Raw genomic sequence first — 20,578 nt, forward strand, 5'->3', positions numbered from 1 at the left:
ATATGAACTGCTCCTCTATATTCCAGGGGGAAAACAAAATGGAAATGAGAAATTTATATGATACTTTGAAAAACACGGCAGAAAAATATCCGGGTAAAACGGGCATTGCAGATGAAGAAGAAAGTATTACTTACGCGGAACTTTTAAAACGTACAGATAATCTGGCAGCATATTTTACAGACAAAATAGGGCTGAAAAAAGGAATGAGGGCGGGAATTGCCATGTTAAACAGTGTGCAGTATGTAGTTTGTGTCTATGCGGCGGCGAAAATTGGCATTGCCCTGGTGTTAGTTAACGTGAAGCTTCATGCTAAGGAAATTGCATATATATTGGAGGACACACAGACAGAATATATTATTCTTCAATCAAAGATATGGGAGAAGATTTCCCATGAAGTAAATCATACACGAGTAAAGAATCTTATTCTAGAGGCAAACGTAGTATGCGAACATATGGAAAATTACAAAATTTATAATCTGGCAGAAGGGATACAGTACCAGGGAAAAGCAAAGACGCATCCGGTAGAAGAAAAGCAGGATGTACCAGAACCAGAGGATACGATGGCGGTTTTATATACATCAGGGACGAGTGGTGTGCCAAAAGGGGTAGAACTGTGTCACCGCGCGATATTGGAGACAGTAATTTCTTATAAGAAATTACTGCGGCTGGATGCAGAACAGAGTACATTACTGGCAGTGCCACTGTTTCATGTGACGGGTTTTTCCTGCATTATGGCACTTTTCATTTATATTGGCGGGTTTATGCGAATTCTTCCTTCTTTTCATTCGAGGCGGGCGGCAGCTATCCTTTCAGAAGAACACATCAAACATTTTCATGCAGTGCCTACGATCTATCAGATGCTTGTGAATGTAATAGACAGAGAATATGACCTTTCTGGCTTAGAATCTGCAGTTTGCGGGGGCGGGTATATTGAGGACCGATTGATGGAACAGTTTCAGGCGATTGCGCCGAACGTGCGATTCCATCCTGCTTATGGGATGACAGAAACGGCGGGTGGAGGCGTACTGTTTCCAGAAAATTATCTTGAAAGCTCTAAGCGGGGGTCTGCAGGAAAGGTAATGGAAAACTGTGAGATTACTATATTTGATGAGAGGAATCGAGAACTTCCTGTTGGAGAGATAGGGCAGATTGCTTTTCGCGGGCCTATGATTATCAGACAATATCTGCATGGGACAAAGGAGGAAAGCTTCATTGGAGACTGGCTGCTGTCCGGTGATGTGGGAAAATTGGACACAGACGGATATATCTATGTGCTTGGCAGACTGAAATCGATGATAAACAGAGGCGGTGAAAAAATCTATTCTCGTTTTGTCGAGAGAGAAATCTGCGCCTTTTCAAAGGTAAACCAATGTATGGTATTTCCGGTGGAGGATTCCCTGTACGGAGAGGTACCGGGGTGTGTGATCGTACCGGAAAAGAATGTAAGCATTACAGAACAGGAAGTAAGAGCATTCTTAAAAGAGAGAATACAGAAAACGGAAATTCCACAATATATTGAATTCTGGGATACTCTTCCCAATACGGCAAGTGGAAAGGTAAAGGTTGCATATCTTACCAGTCTGTTTTCCGAAAAATACAGCGTGAAGGAGGAAAAAGAAAAGTGAAACATCCGGTTTTTATTTCCGCACAGCAGGCAGCGGATATGATACAGAGTAAAACAACACTGTGTACCATTGGAATGACATTGGTATCAGCAAGTGAAAGTATTTTAAAGGCAGTAGAGAAAAAATATTTGGAGACAGGAATACCGAACGGGTTGACGTATCTGCATACATGCGGACAGTCTGACAGAAAGAATGGGAAGGCACATCTGGCACACGAGGGATTGATAAAAAGAGTAATAGGAGGACACTGGGGGCTTTGTCCGCCTTTTATGAAACTGATTTCTGAAAATAAAATCGAAGCTTACAACCTGCCGCAGGGACAGATGGCGAATATGTTTCACAGCATGGCGCTTAGAGAGCCGGGCAAGATAAGTAAAATAGGACTTGGAACATACATAGATCCGCGTATCGAAGGTGGAAAGATGAACGCGGTGACAAAGGAAAAAGAAGACATTGTAAATGTGATTACAATAGACGGAGAAGAGTATCTGCAATATAAGCCAGTTCCTATCGATACGTTGATTATCCGCGGGACTTACTGTGACGAGAACGGAAATATTACGACAGAGCATGAGGCGATGGTCTTGGAAGTATTGCCGGCTGTGATGGCGACGAAACGTTATAACGGAAAAGTGATCTGCCAGGTGGAGAAAGTATTGAGAAATGGAACGATTGATCCGAAGAAGGTAACAGTTCCAGGCGTGTTAGTTGACGCAATTGTAGTGTGTGACAATCCGCTGGAGGATCACAGGCAGACTTCCTCTTGGTATTATGATCCTTCCTACAGTGGACAGGTATTTGGACAGGAATCCACTGTCGAACCGATTCCGATGAGTGTACGCAAAATCATAGGCAGACGTGCGCTTATGACTCTGGTTCCTGATGTGATTATCAATGTGGGAACAGGGATTCCCAATGACGTGATTGGCCCGATTATGGCAGAAGAAGGGATTGCACAGGATGTCACGATTACAGTGGAGTCTGGTATATATGGAGGAGTACCGGCAGGAGGGATTGATTTTGGAATTTCCAGAAATCCACAAGCGTTGATTCCCCATGACAGGCAATTTGAATATTACAACGGGGCAGGTATTGACTATACATTTATGGGAGCAGGAGAGATGGATGCCAGCGGTAATGTAAATGCAACGAGGATGGGAGACAGGGCGCCTGGAGCAGGGGGATTTATTGATATAACCAGCACAGCACAAAACGTTATATTCTGCTCCACATTTACAGGAGGAGGACTGGAAGTCGAGTATGGCGAACAGGGATTACATATTGTCAAAGAAGGAAAATTCAAAAAACTGGTAAAAAATGTACAGCAGATTTCTTATAATGGAGAGCTTGCCTATCAGAGAGGGCAAAAGATGTATTATGTGACAGAACGGGCGGTATTTTGTCTGACGGAGAAGGGGCCGGAGCTGATTGAGATTGCCAGAGGAGTGGACTTGGAAAAGGACATTTTGGGACAGATGGAATTCAGACCTCTGATATCAGACAATCTGATTTACACAGATACCTGTCTCTATATGCCAGAACGTTTTGGACTGAAGGAAAGAATTTATGAGAATGGAAAGAAGGAGGCGTAGAAAATGAAACCACTTAGATTACATCATGTAGGAATCATTATGCCGACAATGGAGAAAGCAGAGATGTTTTTGGAACAGTTTGGTTTAGAGAAAGATTACATGGAATATGTAGAAGCCTACCATGCATACTGTCTTTTTACAAAATATACAAAAGAAGAAAGTCCTGTAGAACTGATTATTCCAACAGAAGGGGTTCTTACCGAATATAGAGAAGGAAAAGGAGGATTACACCATATTGCATTTGAAGTGGAGGATGTAAGAAAGGCAAGAGAAGAATATGAAGCAAAAGGACTTCAGATGTTGGAAGAAAATCCGGTGACAGGAGCAGGAGGGATCATTGTTAATTTCCTAAGACCGAGGTATGGATTTGGCGTACTGGTAGAATTTGTCCAGAGAACGAAATAGAAATACTACTGTTAGAAAAAGAAGGTATCCCAAAGCAGGATGCCTTCTTTTCAAATTAGGAAGAATTATTCATGGAAGCCGTCAAAATAAAGTGCGATGATAAGGGGAACAGCTTCCTCAAGTATTCTTGGATCATAGCCTGTCAGCAGTTTCATTTTAGACAGGCGGTATTGCAGTGTATTTTTATGTATGAACAACTCTTCGGATATTTTTGAGATAGAGCCATTGTTTTTTACATAGCTTTTCATACATTGCAGAATTTCCGACTTCTGATTCATACTACATTTTTTAAATATTTCATTGAGAAAGGCTTCTCTTTTTGGCGCGGAAATATTAATCAAAAGCATAGATATATCCGTTTTCGTATAAATGCGGGCTTTTTCTTGTTTTTCTATTTTTGCCATATGACATGCCATATTGGCTTCCTGATAAGATTTACGAAGCCCTGTTTTATCGGTGCTGACGCCTCCTATACCACAGAAGAGGCGGCATTTATACAGTCCGCGCAGTTTCGATGTTACATTGTCGAGAATACCGGATACAAGTTCTTCTTCTTTTGCATTGTGTACGATGATGATTTTCATTCCCAGGCGTACAATGAGAGGATGGAGATCGGAATGGATTTCCCGTTTAATTCTGGCGAGAAGGTTTTCAAGATTTTGTTGTTCCTGCTCCTTCGAATAATTTTCTTCCGTACATATCTGGAGTACACTTATGATTTTGGGTTCATTTACATTGATATGTAGCATTTCACTTTCCAATTCATTCTTTTCACTGTCGTCTCCAAATAAAAGTTCAATGAGAAAAGAACGTTCCAGTTCTTCAACGGCAAGCTTCTGATTATTTTTATACCAGTCGAGGATCAGAATTTCCGTCATCTTTTTAATTACAACGCCCAGGGTTCGGACGTCATCTACATCCCCTGTAATACCTACGACGCCGATAATCTCATCTTTGATTACCAGAGGAAGATTGATTCCCTTTTTCATACCCTGGCAATCTTTTTCTACAATTAATTCCGGAAGCTGGCTTTCCATTAGATTTACAGCGCCCACATGAAGGGCGCCAATCCTCTGTGGATCGGTACTCGCAATAATACAGCCTGTCCGATCCATGATATTTACATCATTTTTAATTGTGGCGCCAACTTCTTCTGCAATTCTTTGCATTTGTATTTTTGGAATAACCATTATTTTCCCAGAAATCCGCCGTCAACTGGGATAACAGCCCCTGAAATATAGGCGGAAGCATCAGAGGCGAGAAAGACAACCAAGCCGGACAAATCTTCGGGTTTCCCCCAGCGGCCCATCGGAATACGGGAGGTGATTTCATTGTATTGTGCCGGATTGACTTCCTTCATATTTTGCGTCAATTCTGTCGCCATATATCCAGGGGCTATGGCATTAACGTTGATTCCCTGGGAGGCCCATTCGTTGGATAATGCTTTGGTAATCTGGGAGACACCTGCTTTACTGGCAGAATAGGCGGGGATAAGGACACTGCCGAAAAAGGAGGTCATGGATGAGATGTTTATGATTTTTCCGTAATGTTGGTTCAACATAGTTTTTCCTGCCGCCTGGCACATATAAAAAACTGCGCTTAGATTAATATCTAAGATTTTTTGCCATCTGTCCTGCGGAAAATCTGCGGCCGGACATCTATATTGGATTCCTGCCCCATTAAGCAGAATATCAACCCTGCCGTTTAACTTGTCCAGACATGCGTTGTAGATACTGTTCAGAGATGAGAAATCGGATAAATCTCCTTTTACAGCATGTACGGGGGCACCAGAAGCTTCCATTATATCGGCGGATTCAAAAACCGAGTCCAGGATATCGAGCAATACAACTTCAGTGCCTGCATCATGGAGCGCCTGTGCCATTTTGTTGCACAATCCTTTTGCGCCGCCTGTGACAATCGCCTTTCTCCCCTCCAGACTGAAGTTTTCTTTAAAAATATCCATAAAATTCCTCCCTTTCCATAATTTGTTATTAGATTATTATAGAAAAAGAAAAATATAGAAACAATGTTCCAGAATCCCAAAAAAAACCAGGAAAATTTAGTACCGATAACGGAAAAAATTGGCTTCACGCTGTTATGTATTTCCAATTGGAAGTCAACAAGTCTTTCTGATTGGAATTAGCTACAGTGTGAAGCCTCTTTTTATTGGAAGAACTGTGCCGCCGCTTTTACGAGATATTCGGTATCCTTTACTCCTGCCGTCTCATAAGGAGAGTGCATAGCAAGCTGAGGAAGACCGATATCTACAGCACGGATCGCCACCTGCGTACTGGAGATATTACCAAGGGTAGAACCTCCCGCCATGTCGGAACGGTTTACAAAAGTCTGTACCGGTACGCCTGCCCTGTGACAGAGGTCTTTAAACATAGCAGAGGAAATGGCATCTGTGCAGTATTTTTGGTTGGCGTTATATTTTATAACAATTCCTTCATTTAAATAAGGGCGGTTGGAAGGATCTGTTTTATCTGTAAAGTTGGGGTGAACGGCATGCGCATTGTCTGCTGAAATCATAAAGCTTTTTGCTATTTGGATAAGATACTCTTCCTTTGAAAATCCAAGAGAAGTATTGATTCTGGTAAGCGTATCGTATAGAAAGGTAGAGGCTGCGCCCTGCCTGGTTTGGCTTCCGGTTTCCTCATTGTCCAGCACACAGTGTACGGCGAGAGAGGTGGCCTTTTCACCTGCAAGAAAGCCTTTTAGGGAAGCAAAGGCACATTGCAGATCGTCCAGACGTCCGCTGGAGATAAATTCGTTGTCAGCTCCCCAGATGGTTCCCTCCTGCCGGTTGTATAAAAAGAGATCATGCCCCAGTATTTCCTCTTCTTTTACTTCGGCAGCCTCTGCAATCTGTTTCAAAAATGAGCTGTTCGCCGAGGTCGTTTTATAAAGTGGGAGAAGATCCTTCTGAGCGTTGTATTTATATCCGTCGTTGGCTTCCCGATTCATATGAATAGCAAGGTTGGGAATCAGAACCAGATCTCTGTCAATATTTATAAGCTTAGAAAGGAATTGTCCGCCTGCTTTAATGACCACCCTGCCTGCCACAGAAAGAGGGCGATCAAGCCAGGGAGCACAGAGCATTCCGCCATAGCGTTCCACGTTCAATTTTACATATTTATTTTCTACGGTAATTTCCGGATTTTCTTTGATTTTAAAGGACGGAGAATCGCTGTGAGATGCCAGAATACGATACCCGTCTATCGATTTTTCAGGAATGGAAAAGGCAATCAGTGAGGAGGAGTTTCTTGTGACGAAATAGTGTCCACCTTTTTCCAAATTCCATTTTTCATGCTCCTTTAATTCATAGAAGCTTTCCTGACGCAGTATTTTTCCCATTTCATAGACTGCATGAAAGCTGGTTGGACTTTGTTTTAGAAAGTGAAGAAGCTCCTGAGCAGTTTTCTGATACATATTCATACCTCCTGGTAAACGTTAATTCTTAACGGCTTTGCCGCCGCCGAGCTTTGGAGTGAGAATGTGCAAAGCACATTCTTTTATAAAGTGTCAAGAATGAATAAGTCTAGATATATCCTTTCTATACAACAGGATTCCCACAAGCATAGTTAAAAATTCTGCCGCCGGAAATGCGAGCCAGATTCCGGTGCTTCCAAACAAGAGTGGAAGAAGGTATACAAAAGCGACAACCAGAATACAGCCGCGCAGGAGGCATAGGGCAAGAGAGTGTATTGCCTTTGCCACAGATTGAAAATAACAAATGAACACCATATTGATGCCCAGGAAAAGAAATCCGGTAAAGTAAATGCGGACGGCAGGTGCAGCGAGGGAAAGAATTTCTGTGGCAGGATCCAGGAAAATATAGGTAAACAGGTTTGGGACAAGGAGTCCCGGAATAAGCGGAAGCATGCAGACAATCAGGGAGGTCCATATAGAAAGAGACTGGATTCTCAGAATCCGTTTCGTAAGCCCTGCTCCATGATTGCTGGAAAGGATCGGCTGTGCTGCCTGTTCTATACCTTTATACAGACAGGTAACGACAATGGCAGTGTTGCTGATGATACCATATACACTGACGCCGGTGTTTCCTAAGTAGTGAAGGAGCTGCTGGTTAAAGATAAATATAGTGAATCCGGAGGCAATCTCAATTACAAAACTGGTAAAACCGTTAGCAAAGATTTTTCCGAGAAAAACCGGTGAGAAAGCTTTTAGAGAAAATGCAAGCTGGTTTTTGGATGAGAAAAAATGGGTACAGAGAATAAGCACAGTCAAAGAAGAGCCGATGACTGTGGCAAGCGCCGCACCTTTCATTCCCATATCAAGAGGAAATACAAAGAGATAGTCCAGTATAATATTAGTGACGCCTCCAGTGATAACTGCATTCATAGACAGCTTTGGGGCGCCGTCATTGCGTACAAATGTCTGTAAAAAGGAAGAAAAGAAGAATACGCCCATTCCCCAGATAATATATGGGATGTAGTCCATAATATATGTAAAAGTATCTTCTGTCGCTCCGAGAAGCCAGGCAATGTCCTCCATAAATAAAACACAGAAGACCAGAGAGATAATCCAAAGGATAAAAGTGAAAATCAAAGCAGTGCTAAAGAACGCATTCCCCTCCGCTTTTTTACCTTTTCCGCGGGCAATGGACATCAAAACGGAGCCTCCTACACCACAGAGGAGCCCCATTCCAAAGAAAATGTTATAGACAGGCAACGCAATATTTAAGGCGGCAAGACCGATTGCGCCCAATCTTTGTCCGATAATGATTGTGTCCGCTAGTACATAGATAGAAGTCACCATAGTTCCGCAGATAGCAGGGAAGAGATAATGCAGAAATACCTGGCGTACGGGTTTGGTGATAAAATCATTTGTATTCATATGAACCCCTCCTTTTTTATCCATTTCAACTGACTGTAAGGATAACACAGAAAACATTTTGCTACAAGCAGAAAAGCATAGGAAATCTGAATGTGAAAAATCTATTTAAAAATGAGAATAACTTAATTTAATTTTAATCTAAAGGGTGTATACTCTTAAGACAGGAGAATACATAGGTCAAAAACTGCAGGCAATAATTCTTGCCAATAGGAAAATGAAAAGGGTATACTAAAAAAATGAGGTGATTTTATGCGGATTTTGATTGCAGAGGATGAAAAAAGCTTGAATCAGATAATTGCAGCCAGATTAAAAGAGGAACATTACAGCGTAGACGCCTGCTTTGACGGAGAAGAGGCGCTGGACTATATTGCCGGCGCGCAGTATGATGCGGTGATATTGGATATTATGATGCCAAAAAAGGATGGACTGTCTGTTCTAAAGACACTGCGCAGGCAGAATAAGAATACGCCTGTACTTCTGCTGACAGCAAAAGACAGTATAGAAGACAGAGTAAAGGGACTGGACGCAGGAGCGAATGATTATCTGGTAAAGCCGTTCGCTTTTGAGGAATTGCTTGCAAGAATACGGGTGTTGCTTAGAAGACCCGATACAGCAGAGAATTCTTGCTACCAGGAGGGAGGCCTTGAGGTGCATACAGATACGCACCAGGTGCTAAGAGATGGGAAAGAGATTCAGCTTTCTGGAAAGGAATTTTCCTTGCTGCGGTATATGATACAGAATAAAGGAATTGTGTTATCCAGGGAGAAATTAGAGCAGCATCTCTGGAATTATGACTATGCGGGCGGTTCCAATGTAATTGATGTCTATATACGGTACCTGCGCAAAAAGATCGATGAAGGATATGAAAAGAAGTTGATTCATACAGTGCGAGGAACCGGATATATATTAAAGGAGAGAGAATGAGAAAACTGTCTTTAAAAGTAAAGCTGACGATTGTATATACGCTTTTTATGATTCTGGTTACCTGTACGGCGCTTGGAATCTTATTTTCTTTAAGTTCGCGGGAAGTGTTGACTTCCACACAAAATCAGTTGGAAACTCGAGTACAGGAGAGCGTAGAGGATATAGAAGCGGAAGATGGAAAGGTAGAGGTAGACGCAGACTTTTATTCTGTGGAGAATGGAATCTATCTTGCAGTATATGAAAAAGACGGGTATTTCCTGTACGGAAAGGTACCTTATGGATTTGATGAACAGCCAGAATTTTCCGATGGAGAGATACGCAGAATACGCGAAAAGAATAGAGAATGGTATGTGTACGATCTCTCTTACCGACCGGAGAAAGGAAAGACGGTATATATAAGAGGGATAACGTCCGTTACAGACGCAGAAGAAAGCTTTCGGATTACCCTGCGTTTTTCCATGATTATACTTCCGCTATTGGCAGGAGTAGAGGCATTTATCGGTTATCGCTTTACGAGACGGACGCTTCTGCCCGTAAAGAAAATAACGGAAACTGTACAGGACATTCGTACAGATGCGGATCTGTCAAGGCGGGTAGAGCTGACAAAGGGACGGGAGCATGGAAGAGACGAAATGTATCATCTGGCGCATACATTTGACCAGATGCTTGGACAGCTTGAGGGTGTTTTTCAAAGGGAGAAGCAGTTTACGTCGGACGTGTCCCATGAACTGCGTACGCCGGTCAGCGTGATATTGGCGCAGTGCGAGGCATGTCTTTCTGATCAGGAACTATCTGAAAGGCAGAAAGAACCGATCAGGCTGATAGAGAGAAAAGCACAAGAGATGGCAGGAATGATTTCGAATCTGCTTTTACTGTCCCGCGCAGACGAAGGCAGGCAGAAGCTGAATAAAGAACGCCTGAACATAAGTGAGCTGACACAGATAATAGCAGAAGAACAGCAGCTGCTTGCAGAGGAAAAGAACGTGAAGATCTATACAGATATTGCTCCAGATATTTTTGCGCAAGTGGATGAGAGCTTTTATATCCGTCTGCTGGTGAATCTCATTTCTAATGCTGTGACATACAGCAAGGAGAAAGGAACAGTAAAAATATCTTTAAAGAAGAGAGGGGAAGAAATTGCGGGTATGGTGGAGGATGACGGAATCGGAATTGCGCCAAAGGACTTGCCATATATCTGGGAACGGTTTTACCGTGCAGATACCTCACGTACAGACAGTAGTCATTCTGGACTGGGTCTTTCTATGGTAAAGTGGATTGTTGAGGCACACGGCGGAAGAATCGAGGTAGAGAGTGAACAGGGAAAAGGAAGTAAATTTATATTTTATCTTCCTCTTTAATCTTTCTTTAATGTTTCTTGGATATACTGATAGCAGATAAATAAAAGAACAAAGTTTAGGAAGGAGAAAAATTGTATGATAAAAAAATATATGACGGCGGCGCTGGTTTCAGTTATGGTCTTAGGAGCACTGACAGGATGTGGAATTGGAGGCGGCAAAGATATAGGAAAAGATGCCGCGCTGGAGGCTGCATTAAATGATGCGGGAGTAAAAGAAGAAGACACTACGAGGCTGAAGGTTTCAGAAGATAGGGATGATGGAAGAAAAACCTATGAGATTCGGTTTGATGTAAATGGCAAAGGGTATGAATATGAGATAGACGCGACGGACGGCGATATTTTAAGCGTGGATACAGAGACAATTCAGAATTCGACAGTACAAAATAATACACAGGGGAAAGATGGTTCGGGAAATGAAAATACCGCAGGTAGCCAGTCAGAGCAAACACAGAACGGAACCGGCAGTACAGAACAAAATGGAACCGGCAATGCGGCACAGAACGGTACCGGTAATACAGCACAGAATTCTTCAAACGTAGCGCTTAGTATGGAAGAAGCAATACAAATTGCTCTCGAAAGAGTGCCTGGTGCGACAGACAGAGATGTGAGAATAGAACTGGATTTTGACGACGGGCAGTACAAATATGAAGGGGATATTATTCACGAGCAGAGAGAGTACGATTTTGAAATAGACGCAAATACAGGGACTGTTCTGGAATGGAGTGAAGAAAGAAGATAAAAATAAGGGCAGGCAGGGGAATACGAAATTCGGATTAAGATTTACCTGCCTGCTCTTTTATTCTGATAAAATTAAAAAGTGAAAGGAAATAGAAAAACTTGGAAAAAGAGGTCAACAAAAAGCAGTTTATAGTTTGACGAAAAGCAAAATTTGAGGTATAATTTAGGAGTTGCATGAATAATATATGCAGTGGAAGCACGTAAGCAACCAAAGGACGGTTGCTAAGTACAGTCAAGGAAACATCGCCTTGTAAATTCGAAAGAACCTCATTAACAGTGGCGATGTGGTTCGCACATAAGTGCCTAAAAAACAGACACTAAGTGCTCATACTCAGGCGCAGTAGCCAAGCGGTAAGGCGTGGGTCTGCAACACCCTGATTCACCGGTTCAAATCCGGTCTGCGCCTCTTGTCAGGCACCCAGAAATGCTTGAAAATCAAGCATTTCTGGGTGTTCTTCTTTTTTATTTCATTGTACAAATTCTATATAGCAATAGCATAAGTGGTGAAAGCGCCCTGTCTATATAATTTATTGCAGAAACAAAGGTTCAAATATATAAGAAGTTGACAATAATAAAAATGCAGAAGTAAATACAATAGATAAGGTATGTAACATACTGGATTGTAAGGTTGAGGATATTATGAGACATTATCCAGATGACAACACATTTTGCGTAATTGGAGATTAAAAAGAACAGTGTTTGACAAGATAAGTTTGTTTTGCTAAAATAAGAATAGAAAAAGGCACTACCGATAAGCGGTTAGTCCCAAATTTTTTTAGCTACAAAAAGTAACCGCAATCCTTTGGCTGAGGGGCGGTTACTTTTTTGTATGATTGATATATGCGACTAATATTGTTACAACGATACTAAGTATCATTAATACAATAGAGAGCATTTCAAAATCACTCATAAGTTTGCCCTCCTTTCCGCAGATTTCTCTTTACAGAGATTTCTATGTAATCAGAGGGTTCAGTCCCTCCGTAGAAGGACTAACCGCCTACCGTTTTTCTGATAGTGCCTAATTTATTCTAGCAAAAATAACATTTTCTGACAAGGAAAAATGCAGGTTTTAAAAACTATATAAAAGAAAATGAAAAAGTTGTACAAATCTTGTACAGTAATAGCAGAAGTGGCGCAACCCTCCCTTCTATACGGCTTTTTTGGTAGGTGCAGAGGTTCAAATCCGGTCTGCGCCTCTTTAAAAGAGATAGATAATTGTACCTTAATAGTAAAGCACAGGAAAGATGACTGTGTTGAACTATTAAGGTATTTTTTATTTAAGAGAAAGTGACAGGTAATATATAACGGATACGTTATAGTTTAATGGCTCTCAAGATGAGAAGTGTTATTTAAAGTCTGAACAAAAAATTCTCCATTTATATAGTCAATGATGGAGATAGATGCATGCAAAGAAAATTATTGTGATTGATGATGTAGTTGCGGCCAATGAAATGATGGCTATGGGATTACAGTTTGCAGCGCCGGCAGGGACAAAGGCACTCTGTTATTCGGTAGAACAGGCAGCGGCACAGTGGAGTATGGATTCATTTGGGAACGGAACGGTAATGGTCTTATTCCGTGATGTTCAAACTGCATATAAAACATGGAAGGCAGGATTCAAATACGAGAAACTGAATATAGGCAATATTCCAACTGCACCAGGACGTATAAGCGTGTATAAAACATGTTTTATGAATAAAGAAGAAATGGATTTGCTGAAAGAACTGGAGAAGGAAGGCGTAGAAATTTATTTGCAGTTTATGCCCCAGGAAAAAATCGTATCTTTTGACAAATTAAAAGAAAAACTGAAATAGAACGGAGGATACAAAATGATACCAAAGTTGCATTATGCGTTGGATACCCTGTCGGTAGAAGAGACGTTAGATTGCCTGAAAGCGGGAGTGGGAGAAACAGCAGATATTATTGAGATGGGTTCAAGCATTATTTTATCTGAAGGGAATAAGATTATAAAATATGTAAAAACTCTTTTCCCAGATAAAGAAATCGTTGCAGACATTAAGATGCTTATGCCAACAGCACGTGGTAGTGTACCGCCGCTTATGGACGCAGGGGCAGATGCTATTATCGCTGTCAGCAGTATAGATTTAGATATGATAGCTGTAGCTGTAGATGAAATCTATCATAAACGTAATAAGAAGATGTATATGTATATCCATATAGAAAATGGAAAAATGTATACAGAAGAATATATGGAAAAATGGCGCAGCGCAGGTATAAAAAATGTGATTTATCATTCTATTAATCCGGGATTTGCATGGAATAATAATGACACGGAAATAGTAAAAACTCTGTGTAAATCAGGTTTTGATGTATCTGTTACAGGAAAATTAAAACTGGAAAGTATTCAAGATTTTGCAGGACTTCCTATTTATTCTTTTATAGTAGGGACTGCAATTGCCAAAAGTGAGAATCCATTGAAACAGATACAACTGTTTAAAAAGGAAATAGAAACCGTATTTGGCTAAGAGCTGAAGCAGAACCCCTCGGTGTAGAGCATACACAGAGGGGTTATTTGCTAAAACTTTAACATGATTTTCATACGGACCATGCTAGAATATCACTGAAATTATGTGATAAAGGAATGGTAAAGTACGGTGGACAGAAAAGAAGGATATGGAAAGCTGAAGATTTTTCTTGGATATGCGCCAGGGGTAGGAAAAACCTATACGATGCTTCAGGAGGCAAACCGCCTAAAGGAGAGAGGGCGGGATGTGGTTATCGGGTATTTTGAACCGCATGGCAGGCAGGAGACAGAGGAGCAGATCGGAGAAATACCGCAGGTGCCATATCTGGATGTATGGCATAATGGGCACTGTTTTCAGGAAATGAATACAGAGGAAATTATCAGAAGACATCCGCAGCTTGTATTAGTAGACGAGCTGGCACATACGAATACGGAAGGAATGAAACATAAGAAACGGTATGAGGATGTACTAGAACTCCTGGAAAATGGAATCAATGTCTATTCCACAGTGAATCTTCAGCATCTGGAAAGTATGACGTTTTTAGTAGAAAGGATTACCGGAATCCATGTGACAGAAACTTTACCGGATAAGGTGCTGGAAGAAGCAGATGAGGTTGTGATCGTAGATATTCAGCCTAAGAGCCTGCAGAACCGTTTAAAAAGAGGGGCAATTTATGCCGACGGACATTCGGCGGAAGCACTGGAGCACTTCTTCCGTCTAGGCAACTTAAACGCACTGCGGGAATTGGCGCTGCGCAAGGTGGCAGATCAGGTAGATGTAGACTTAGAGGAATATCGCCAGCAGCATAATATTAATAGCTTCTGGCATACGACAGAACGGATCCTGGTAGCGATCAAAGCAAGTGAACAGAGTCAGCATCTGATCCGAGAGGGAGCTAGGCTGAATCAGAGGCTAAAAGGAGACTTTTATGTAATATATGTAGACTGTACCCACTGGCTTAGTGCGAAGGAAACCGAAGCGACGCGGACGGTGCTGGAGAAAAACTTTCAGCTTGCCAGACACCTGGGAGCAGAATGTCTTGTCTTACAAGGAAAATCGGTTTCAGAGGAGTTAATAAACTTTTCTGCCAGAAAACAAATTACAAAGCTGCTGATTGGACATACGAACCGAAGCTGGTTCGTGCGTGCAGTGCGCGGCTCTACTATAAATAAAGTACTCAAAAAGCTGGAAAATGTACAGGTGATTGTCACACCGAATGACTATTTTTAACAGGCTGCTGCTTCTGTGTCATTTTCCGGTATTCTAAGGGCAGAGGCGCCTTTAACTGGTGTAAGGAATTTATGTCCTTACACCAGTATGCTTTTCCGCCGTTTTAAGTAATTGCCACAGCCCTTTTCTCCTAGAAAATGGTTGTCTTTTACAATGACATTTCCCCGGAGCATAACCAATTCGATATCCCCTTTGACTTTCCAGCCCTCATAACAGGTGTAGTCGCATGCTCCATGCATATCTGTATGGGTCAGAACGCGACTTTTCGTCGGATCCAGTATGACAATATCGGCATCAGATCCGGGGAGGAGTGTTCCCTTCTGTGGATACAGGCCATACATGCGGCAAGGATTTGTACACAGGTACTTTACCATCTGTGGCAGTGTAATGCGGCCCTTCATAACCCCCTCCGAGAACAGAACACGTAAACGTTCTTCTACGCCGGGCGCTCCGTTGGGGCAGGCAGTAAAATCCATTGCACCTGCCTGTTTGTCTCCTGCAAATAGAAACGGGCAATGATCGGTTGCCACGACGTCAATGACATCATCTTTTAACGCCTGCCATAGCGCCTGGGTGTCTTCCTCTTTACGCAGAGGAGGGGACATAATGGCTTTCAATCCTTCCTGGTCATCCTGATAGAGAGAATCGGTCAAAGTAAGATATTGGGTACAGGTTTCTACTGCAAAATGCTTCTGATGGGAGGCCTTTGCCTTTTGTATCTCCAAAAGCCCTTCTTTACTGGATAAATGCACAATATATAAAGGCGCTTCCCCTGCCATTGCTGCCAGATGTAGCATGCGGTTTATCGCCTCCGCCTCACAGCGCGCCGGACGGCTCAAAGGGTGGTATTTCGGTTGTGTCAGCCCCTGCTCCACATAGGTTTTTCTAAGGTAATTAAGAACGCCGTCATTCTCACAGTGTACGGCAATCACGATACCAGCTTCCTTTGCTTTCTTGAGCACTTGATAAATTTCATCATCCTTTAGCATGAAATCATAGGTCATATAGATTTTAAAGCTTGTGATTCCTTCGTTGTCGGAGATTTCTTCCATTTCCTTTAATACAGATGGGGTGACATGCTGGATAACGCCATGAAAGCCATAATCTACAACAGCATTGCCGTCGGCAAGCCGATGGTATTCTTCTACTTGATGCCAGAGACTGCAGCCCTTAGGCCCAAACGCCATATGATCCACAATAGAGGTGGTTCCTCCGCAGGCTGCCGCAACGGTACCGGTGTAAAAATCATCTACAGCGCGATATTTGCCTGCCTGTAAATCCATATGCGTGTGTACATCGACGGCACCTGGGAGCACATACTTTTCAGAGGCGTCTAGGATCTCGGCATCCGGATCGGACAAGGTGTCTCCGATCGCCGCAATGATACCATTCTCTATCAGAATATCCCCTTTAAACACCTGGGAATCTGTTGCAATCCTGCCGTTTTTGATTATTTTTTTCATACCGCGCCTCCTTTTTCTATTTTCTTTTTGCCAATTTTCTGTAAAATCTGCATATATACTATATGAACAGAATACTACAATAAGAAAAGAAATTCAAGAATTGCACAAGGCAGAGAAAGACGTCTGGCAGAGATGCAGAAGGCTATGCAGGGAGGGCGGAAATATTAAAATTCTATGATCTCCTTGATTCATATTTTCGCGAGTATTATAATGCAAAACATGAGAATATAGAACAGAAAGGGAAGGCATATGCTTCAGATCAGACATATATGCAAAGAATACAGGACAGGGAAGCTGGTACAAAAAGCGCTGGACGATGTGAGCTTAAACTTAAGGGACAATGAGTTTGTTGCTATTTTAGGTCCCAGCGGTTCGGGGAAAACGACACTGTTAAACATCATTGGTGGATTGGATCGTTACGACACAGGAGATTTAATTATCAATGGAATTTCTACAAAAGAATATAAGGACAGAGATTGGGATTCCTATCGGAATCATACAATCGGCTTTGTATTTCAGAGCTACAATCTGATTCCACATCAGACGATACTGGTAAATGTAGAATTGGCGCTGACGATCTCTGGAATCGGCAAAGCACAGCGCAGAGAAAGGGCGTTAAAGGCACTTGAACAGGTAGGCTTAGGGGAACAAGTACATAAGAAACCGAACCAGTTATCTGGCGGACAGATGCAGCGTGTGGCAATTGCGCGGGCGCTGGTAAATGATCCGGATATTGTACTTGCAGACGAACCTACAGGAGCCCTGGACAGTGAAACCAGCGTTCAGGTTATGGAGCTGCTCCGCGAAGTGGCAAAAGACCGCCTTGTCGTGATGGTCACGCATAATCCGGAGTTGGCAGATGCATATGCCACCCGTATCGTAAAATTAAGAGATGGGAAAATACGGGAGGATTCGGATGCGTTTGAGGTGGAGAAAGAGAGCTTAGAGGAGCCGAAACACAAAAATATGGGGAAAGCGTCCATGTCGTTTCTTACGGCGCTGTCCTTGAGCTTCAACAATCTGCGCACGAAGAAAGCGCGGACGCTTCTGACTTCTTTCGCAGGCTCTATCGGTATTATCGGGATTGCGCTGATTCTGTCGCTTTCTACAGGGGTCAACGATTATATCCAGTCAGTGGAGGAAGATACACTGTCAGAATATCCGCTTCAGATCCAAAGCACAGGCTTTGATCTTACCAGCATGATGACCGGAGGCGAGACGGGGACGACAGGAGAAAGTGACAAGTCCGGCGACGTGCATGTAATCCAGATGGTTACGGATATGTTTTCTACAATGGATTCCAATGACCTGGAATCACTAAAGCAGTATTTGGACAGTGCGGACAGTGGTATTGAAAACTATACGAACGCGGTAGAATATTCTTACAATGCTATGCCGCAGATTTACCGACAGGATGGGGAGGAGATACGGCAGGTAAACCCAGATAAAACTTTTTCTGCGCTTGGGCTTGGATCCTCTACGTCGTCAAACAGCCTGATGTCCTCCATGATGAGTACAGATGTGTTTTATGAAATGCCTGAAAATGAGACGCTCTATGAAGGGCAGTATGATGTAAAGGCAGGACGGTGGCCTCAAAACTACAATGAATGTGTTCTGGTATTGACCTCCGGCGGGAGCATCAGCGACTTTATGCTGTACACAATGGGACTGCGCGACGCGGCGGAGCTTCAGGATATGATTGAGCAGTTTATCAATGAAGAGGATATTCATGTCCCCGAGGATATGGGCACGTATTCTTATGAAGATATGGTAGGGATTACGTTTAAGCTGGTAAATAGTTCTGACTATTATGAATATGACAGTCAATATAAGGTATGGAAAGACAAATCTGACAACGAAGACTATATGAAGCAGCTTGTAGAAAACGGAGAGGATCTCACAATCGTAGGAGTGGTGCAGCCGTCCGAAGATGCGAATGCAGTGGCATTAAGCGCAGGCATAGGATATCCGGCATCTCTTACAAAGCATGTGGCAGAGCAGGCAGAGAAAAGTGAAATTGTAAAGCAGCAGATAGCAAATCCAGATGTAGACGTATTTACAAACGAACCGTTTGGCACAGAGGGAGAGGAAGAAGAGTTTGATATGAATTCTCTCTTTACTGTGGATGAGGCGGCATTAGAAAATGCGTTTCAGTTTGATGAGAGTGCGTTTTCACAGGGAATGGGCAACATGAACATAGCAGATGCGTTTGTCGTGGACGGCGGCGCGCTTGATATGTCCGGTATGATAGATTTGGATGATATTCAGCTGCAGACGCCGGATATGCCGGATATGAGCCTGGGAGATATGCTGGACGGGCTGGAGCTTACCGTTTCCGAGGAAGGGATGGAAAATTTATCCGCAAGTCTTTTGGCAGGTTATCAGGCATATGCGGCACAGCATCCAGAAGCGGACTATTCTCGGTTAAATGAGTTTTTCCAAACGTATCTGGGTACAGAGGAAGCACAGCAGATTTTAAAGAACAATATTGCGGCAATTATCCAGAACAATGGAAATGTGTCTGTTTCTGTGGACCAGCTTGAGCAGATGGCGACAGATGTCCTGACAGGCTATCTGGGATATGTAAACGGCAAAGGATATGAAGAGGCAGAGAACTTAGGGCAGTATCTTGCCGAGTATTTACAGACAGACGGAGCACAGGGGATTCTTTCACAGTATACCTCCAGTGTCTTTCAGATAAGCGGGGATATAGAGATTACGCAGGAACAGCTTGAGAAGCTGTCCCAAGAACTGACAGACGGATATGGGACATATGCGGCCGCCAATGGCTTCCCTGACCCATCTATGATGGACGATCACTTTATGGAGTATTTAAACACACCGGAAGGAAAGACGGCGCTTTCCTACGGCGTGATGGGAATGTTGGATATGGAGAGCCTGGAAGGACAGATTTCCGGAGCAGTTGCAAGCTATATGCAGAATGCAATGGGTGTATATACAAAAGCAATGTCTGAGGCAATATCCGGCGCGATCTCTTCTGCTATGCAGCAGGTAGTCAGTCAGATCAGCAAAAATATGGAAAGCGTGATGCAGCAGGCAATGGGGCAGGTCGGTACGCAGTTACAGGAGAGTATGGGCAGTGCGTTGCGTATAGACGCAGAAGCGTTTGCCAATGCGTTTGAGATGAACATGAGCGAAGAAGAACTCACAGAGCTGATGATGTCCTTTGCTTCGCAGGAAGATGCATCTTATGACGGTAATCTCCAGAAGCTGGGGTATGTAGATTTTGACAGTCCAAGCGGGATCGACATTTATCCGACAGACTTTGAGAGCAAGGAAGAGGTTGTAAAAATACTGGATGACTACAACAGCCGTATGGAGAAAGAAGGAAAAGAAGAACAGGTGATTACCTACACAGATATGGTAGGTGCGCTGATGTCGTCTGTGACAGACATTATCGACATTATCAGTTATGTGCTTATCGCATTTGTGGCAATTTCGCTTATTGTTTCTTCCATTATGATTGGAGTCATCACCTACATCAGCGTACTGGAGAGGAAGAAGGAGATTGGAATTCTAAGGGCAATCGGGGCGTCCAAAGGAAATATCTCCCAGGTATTTAATGCCGAAACCTTTATCATCGGGCTGTTTGCAGGGCTGATAGGAATTGGGATTACACTGCTGCTCTTGATTCCAGGAAATGCTCTCATCCATCATCTGGCAGGAACAAATGACATCAGCGCGGTTCTTCCGGCAGTTCCGGCAGTGATACTGGTTCTGTTAAGTGTGGTGCTTACCCTGCTTGGAGGGCTGATTCCGTCCAGAAAGGCGGCAAAGAGCGATCCAGTAACGGCGCTGCGCACAGAATAGAGGAGAATAAAAACAAATAAGGAATAGAAGAATAGAATAGACAGGTATTGCAGACGATACAGCATAACAG

The 20,578-nt window shown here is 42.9% G+C and carries 15 protein-coding genes, 1 tRNA gene and 1 pseudogene; 12 read left to right on the forward strand and 5 right to left on the reverse strand.

What is annotated here, in order from left to right:
• Positions 1-38: 38 nt before the first annotated feature.
• The 3 genes from ACZ5C4_RS01070 to ACZ5C4_RS01080 are packed head-to-tail and all read left to right on the forward strand — an operon-like array spanning position 39 to position 3,622.
• Positions 39-1,625, forward strand: coding sequence for a class I adenylate-forming enzyme family protein (locus ACZ5C4_RS01070; RefSeq protein WP_464519422.1), 1,587 nt, complete (start codon positions 39-41; stop codon positions 1,623-1,625).
• Positions 1,622-3,217: an acyl CoA:acetate/3-ketoacid CoA transferase gene (locus ACZ5C4_RS01075; RefSeq protein WP_464519423.1), complete on the forward strand. Its 1,596-nt coding sequence runs from the start codon at positions 1,622-1,624 to the stop codon at positions 3,215-3,217. The genes ACZ5C4_RS01070 and ACZ5C4_RS01075 overlap by 4 nt, the downstream gene beginning before the upstream one ends.
• 3 nt (positions 3,218-3,220) lie before the next feature.
• Positions 3,221-3,622, forward strand: coding sequence for a VOC family protein (locus ACZ5C4_RS01080; protein WP_464519424.1), 402 nt, complete (start codon positions 3,221-3,223; stop codon positions 3,620-3,622).
• Positions 3,623-3,687: 65 nt separating this feature from the next.
• On the opposite strand, the gene ACZ5C4_RS01085 is transcribed toward ACZ5C4_RS01080, so the two are convergent.
• The 4 genes from ACZ5C4_RS01085 to ACZ5C4_RS01100 all read right to left on the reverse strand — a co-directional run bounded on the left by ACZ5C4_RS01085 (position 3,688) and on the right by ACZ5C4_RS01100 (position 8,479).
• Positions 3,688-4,812: a CdaR family transcriptional regulator gene (locus tag ACZ5C4_RS01085; RefSeq protein ID WP_464519425.1), complete on the reverse strand. Its 1,125-nt coding sequence runs from the start codon at positions 4,810-4,812 to the stop codon at positions 3,688-3,690.
• Entirely contained in the window at positions 4,812-5,585 is a 774-nt protein-coding gene (locus ACZ5C4_RS01090; RefSeq protein ID WP_464519426.1) for an SDR family oxidoreductase, read from the reverse strand. The genes ACZ5C4_RS01085 and ACZ5C4_RS01090 overlap by 1 nt, the downstream gene beginning before the upstream one ends.
• Before the next feature lie 200 nt (positions 5,586-5,785).
• Positions 5,786-7,054, reverse strand: a complete 1,269-nt coding sequence (locus ACZ5C4_RS01095) for a M18 family aminopeptidase (protein ID WP_464519427.1) — start codon at positions 7,052-7,054, stop codon at positions 5,786-5,788.
• Between the two features lie 93 nt (positions 7,055-7,147).
• Entirely contained in the window at positions 7,148-8,479 is a 1,332-nt protein-coding gene (locus tag ACZ5C4_RS01100; RefSeq protein ID WP_464519428.1) for an MATE family efflux transporter, read from the reverse strand.
• 249 nt (positions 8,480-8,728) lie between these two features.
• Here ACZ5C4_RS01100 and ACZ5C4_RS01105 point away from each other — a divergent pair, with 249 nt between their 5' ends.
• The 8 genes and pseudogenes from ACZ5C4_RS01105 to ACZ5C4_RS01140 all read left to right on the forward strand — a co-directional run bounded on the left by ACZ5C4_RS01105 (position 8,729) and on the right by ACZ5C4_RS01140 (position 15,214).
• A complete protein-coding gene (locus ACZ5C4_RS01105) occupies positions 8,729-9,403 on the forward strand; it encodes a response regulator transcription factor (RefSeq protein ID WP_464519429.1) in 675 nt (224 codons plus the stop codon).
• On the forward strand, positions 9,400-10,761 hold the full coding sequence (locus ACZ5C4_RS01110; protein ID WP_464519430.1) for a sensor histidine kinase: 1,362 nt from the start codon (positions 9,400-9,402) through the stop codon (positions 10,759-10,761). Before ACZ5C4_RS01105 ends, ACZ5C4_RS01110 begins: the two co-directional genes overlap by 4 nt.
• Positions 10,762-10,836: 75 nt before the next feature.
• On the forward strand, positions 10,837-11,499 hold the full coding sequence (locus ACZ5C4_RS01115) for a PepSY domain-containing protein (protein WP_464519431.1): 663 nt from the start codon (positions 10,837-10,839) through the stop codon (positions 11,497-11,499).
• Positions 11,500-11,832: 333 nt separating this feature from the next.
• Positions 11,833-11,904 (forward strand) — tRNA-Cys (locus ACZ5C4_RS01120).
• A 182-nt stretch (positions 11,905-12,086) separates the two neighbouring features.
• A pseudogene (locus tag ACZ5C4_RS01125) lies at positions 12,087-12,185 on the forward strand (helix-turn-helix domain-containing protein); the annotation flags it as partial.
• Positions 12,186-12,898: 713 nt separating this feature from the next.
• Complete coding sequence (locus ACZ5C4_RS01130; RefSeq protein WP_464519432.1) at positions 12,899-13,312, forward strand: PTS sugar transporter subunit IIB; 414 nt, start codon at positions 12,899-12,901, stop codon at positions 13,310-13,312.
• Between the two features lie 15 nt (positions 13,313-13,327).
• Complete coding sequence (locus ACZ5C4_RS01135) at positions 13,328-13,984, forward strand: orotidine 5'-phosphate decarboxylase / HUMPS family protein (RefSeq protein WP_464519433.1); 657 nt, start codon at positions 13,328-13,330, stop codon at positions 13,982-13,984.
• Between the two features lie 129 nt (positions 13,985-14,113).
• A complete protein-coding gene (locus tag ACZ5C4_RS01140; RefSeq protein WP_464519434.1) occupies positions 14,114-15,214 on the forward strand; it encodes a universal stress protein in 1,101 nt (366 codons plus the stop codon).
• A 77-nt stretch (positions 15,215-15,291) separates the two neighbouring features.
• On the opposite strand, the gene hydA is transcribed toward ACZ5C4_RS01140, so the two are convergent.
• On the reverse strand, positions 15,292-16,677 hold the full coding sequence (gene hydA, locus ACZ5C4_RS01145; protein ID WP_464519435.1) for a dihydropyrimidinase: 1,386 nt from the start codon (positions 16,675-16,677) through the stop codon (positions 15,292-15,294).
• Positions 16,678-16,926: 249 nt separating this feature from the next.
• Here hydA and ACZ5C4_RS01150 point away from each other — a divergent pair, with 249 nt between their 5' ends.
• Positions 16,927-20,508: an ABC transporter ATP-binding protein/permease gene (locus tag ACZ5C4_RS01150; protein WP_464519436.1), complete on the forward strand. Its 3,582-nt coding sequence runs from the start codon at positions 16,927-16,929 to the stop codon at positions 20,506-20,508.
• The last annotated feature ends 70 nt before the right edge of the window (positions 20,509-20,578 follow it).

Source organism: Mediterraneibacter flintii (assembly GCF_055387595.1).

Bases quoted from the DNA above. Each gene is read 5' to 3' on its own strand.
- ACZ5C4_RS01085 (WP_464519425.1), bottom strand. From the start codon at position 4,812: ATGGTTATTCCAAAAATACAAATGCAAAGAATTGCAGAAGAAGTTGGC.
- ACZ5C4_RS01105 (WP_464519429.1), top strand. From the start codon at position 8,729: ATGCGGATTTTGATTGCAGAGGATGAAAAAAGCTTGAATCAGATAATT.
- ACZ5C4_RS01110 (WP_464519430.1), top strand. From the start codon at position 9,400: ATGAGAAAACTGTCTTTAAAAGTAAAGCTGACGATTGTATATACGCTT.
- ACZ5C4_RS01070 (WP_464519422.1), top strand. From the start codon at position 39: ATGGAAATGAGAAATTTATATGATACTTTGAAAAACACGGCAGAAAAA.
- ACZ5C4_RS01090 (WP_464519426.1), bottom strand. From the start codon at position 5,585: ATGGATATTTTTAAAGAAAACTTCAGTCTGGAGGGGAGAAAGGCGATT.
- ACZ5C4_RS01080 (WP_464519424.1), top strand. From the start codon at position 3,221: ATGAAACCACTTAGATTACATCATGTAGGAATCATTATGCCGACAATG.
- hydA (WP_464519435.1), bottom strand. From the start codon at position 16,677: ATGAAAAAAATAATCAAAAACGGCAGGATTGCAACAGATTCCCAGGTG.
- ACZ5C4_RS01095 (WP_464519427.1), bottom strand. From the start codon at position 7,054: ATGTATCAGAAAACTGCTCAGGAGCTTCTTCACTTTCTAAAACAAAGT.
- ACZ5C4_RS01135 (WP_464519433.1), top strand. From the start codon at position 13,328: ATGATACCAAAGTTGCATTATGCGTTGGATACCCTGTCGGTAGAAGAG.
- ACZ5C4_RS01115 (WP_464519431.1), top strand. From the start codon at position 10,837: ATGATAAAAAAATATATGACGGCGGCGCTGGTTTCAGTTATGGTCTTA.
- ACZ5C4_RS01150 (WP_464519436.1), top strand. From the start codon at position 16,927: ATGCTTCAGATCAGACATATATGCAAAGAATACAGGACAGGGAAGCTG.
- ACZ5C4_RS01100 (WP_464519428.1), bottom strand. From the start codon at position 8,479: ATGAATACAAATGATTTTATCACCAAACCCGTACGCCAGGTATTTCTG.
- ACZ5C4_RS01130 (WP_464519432.1), top strand. From the start codon at position 12,899: ATGCATGCAAAGAAAATTATTGTGATTGATGATGTAGTTGCGGCCAAT.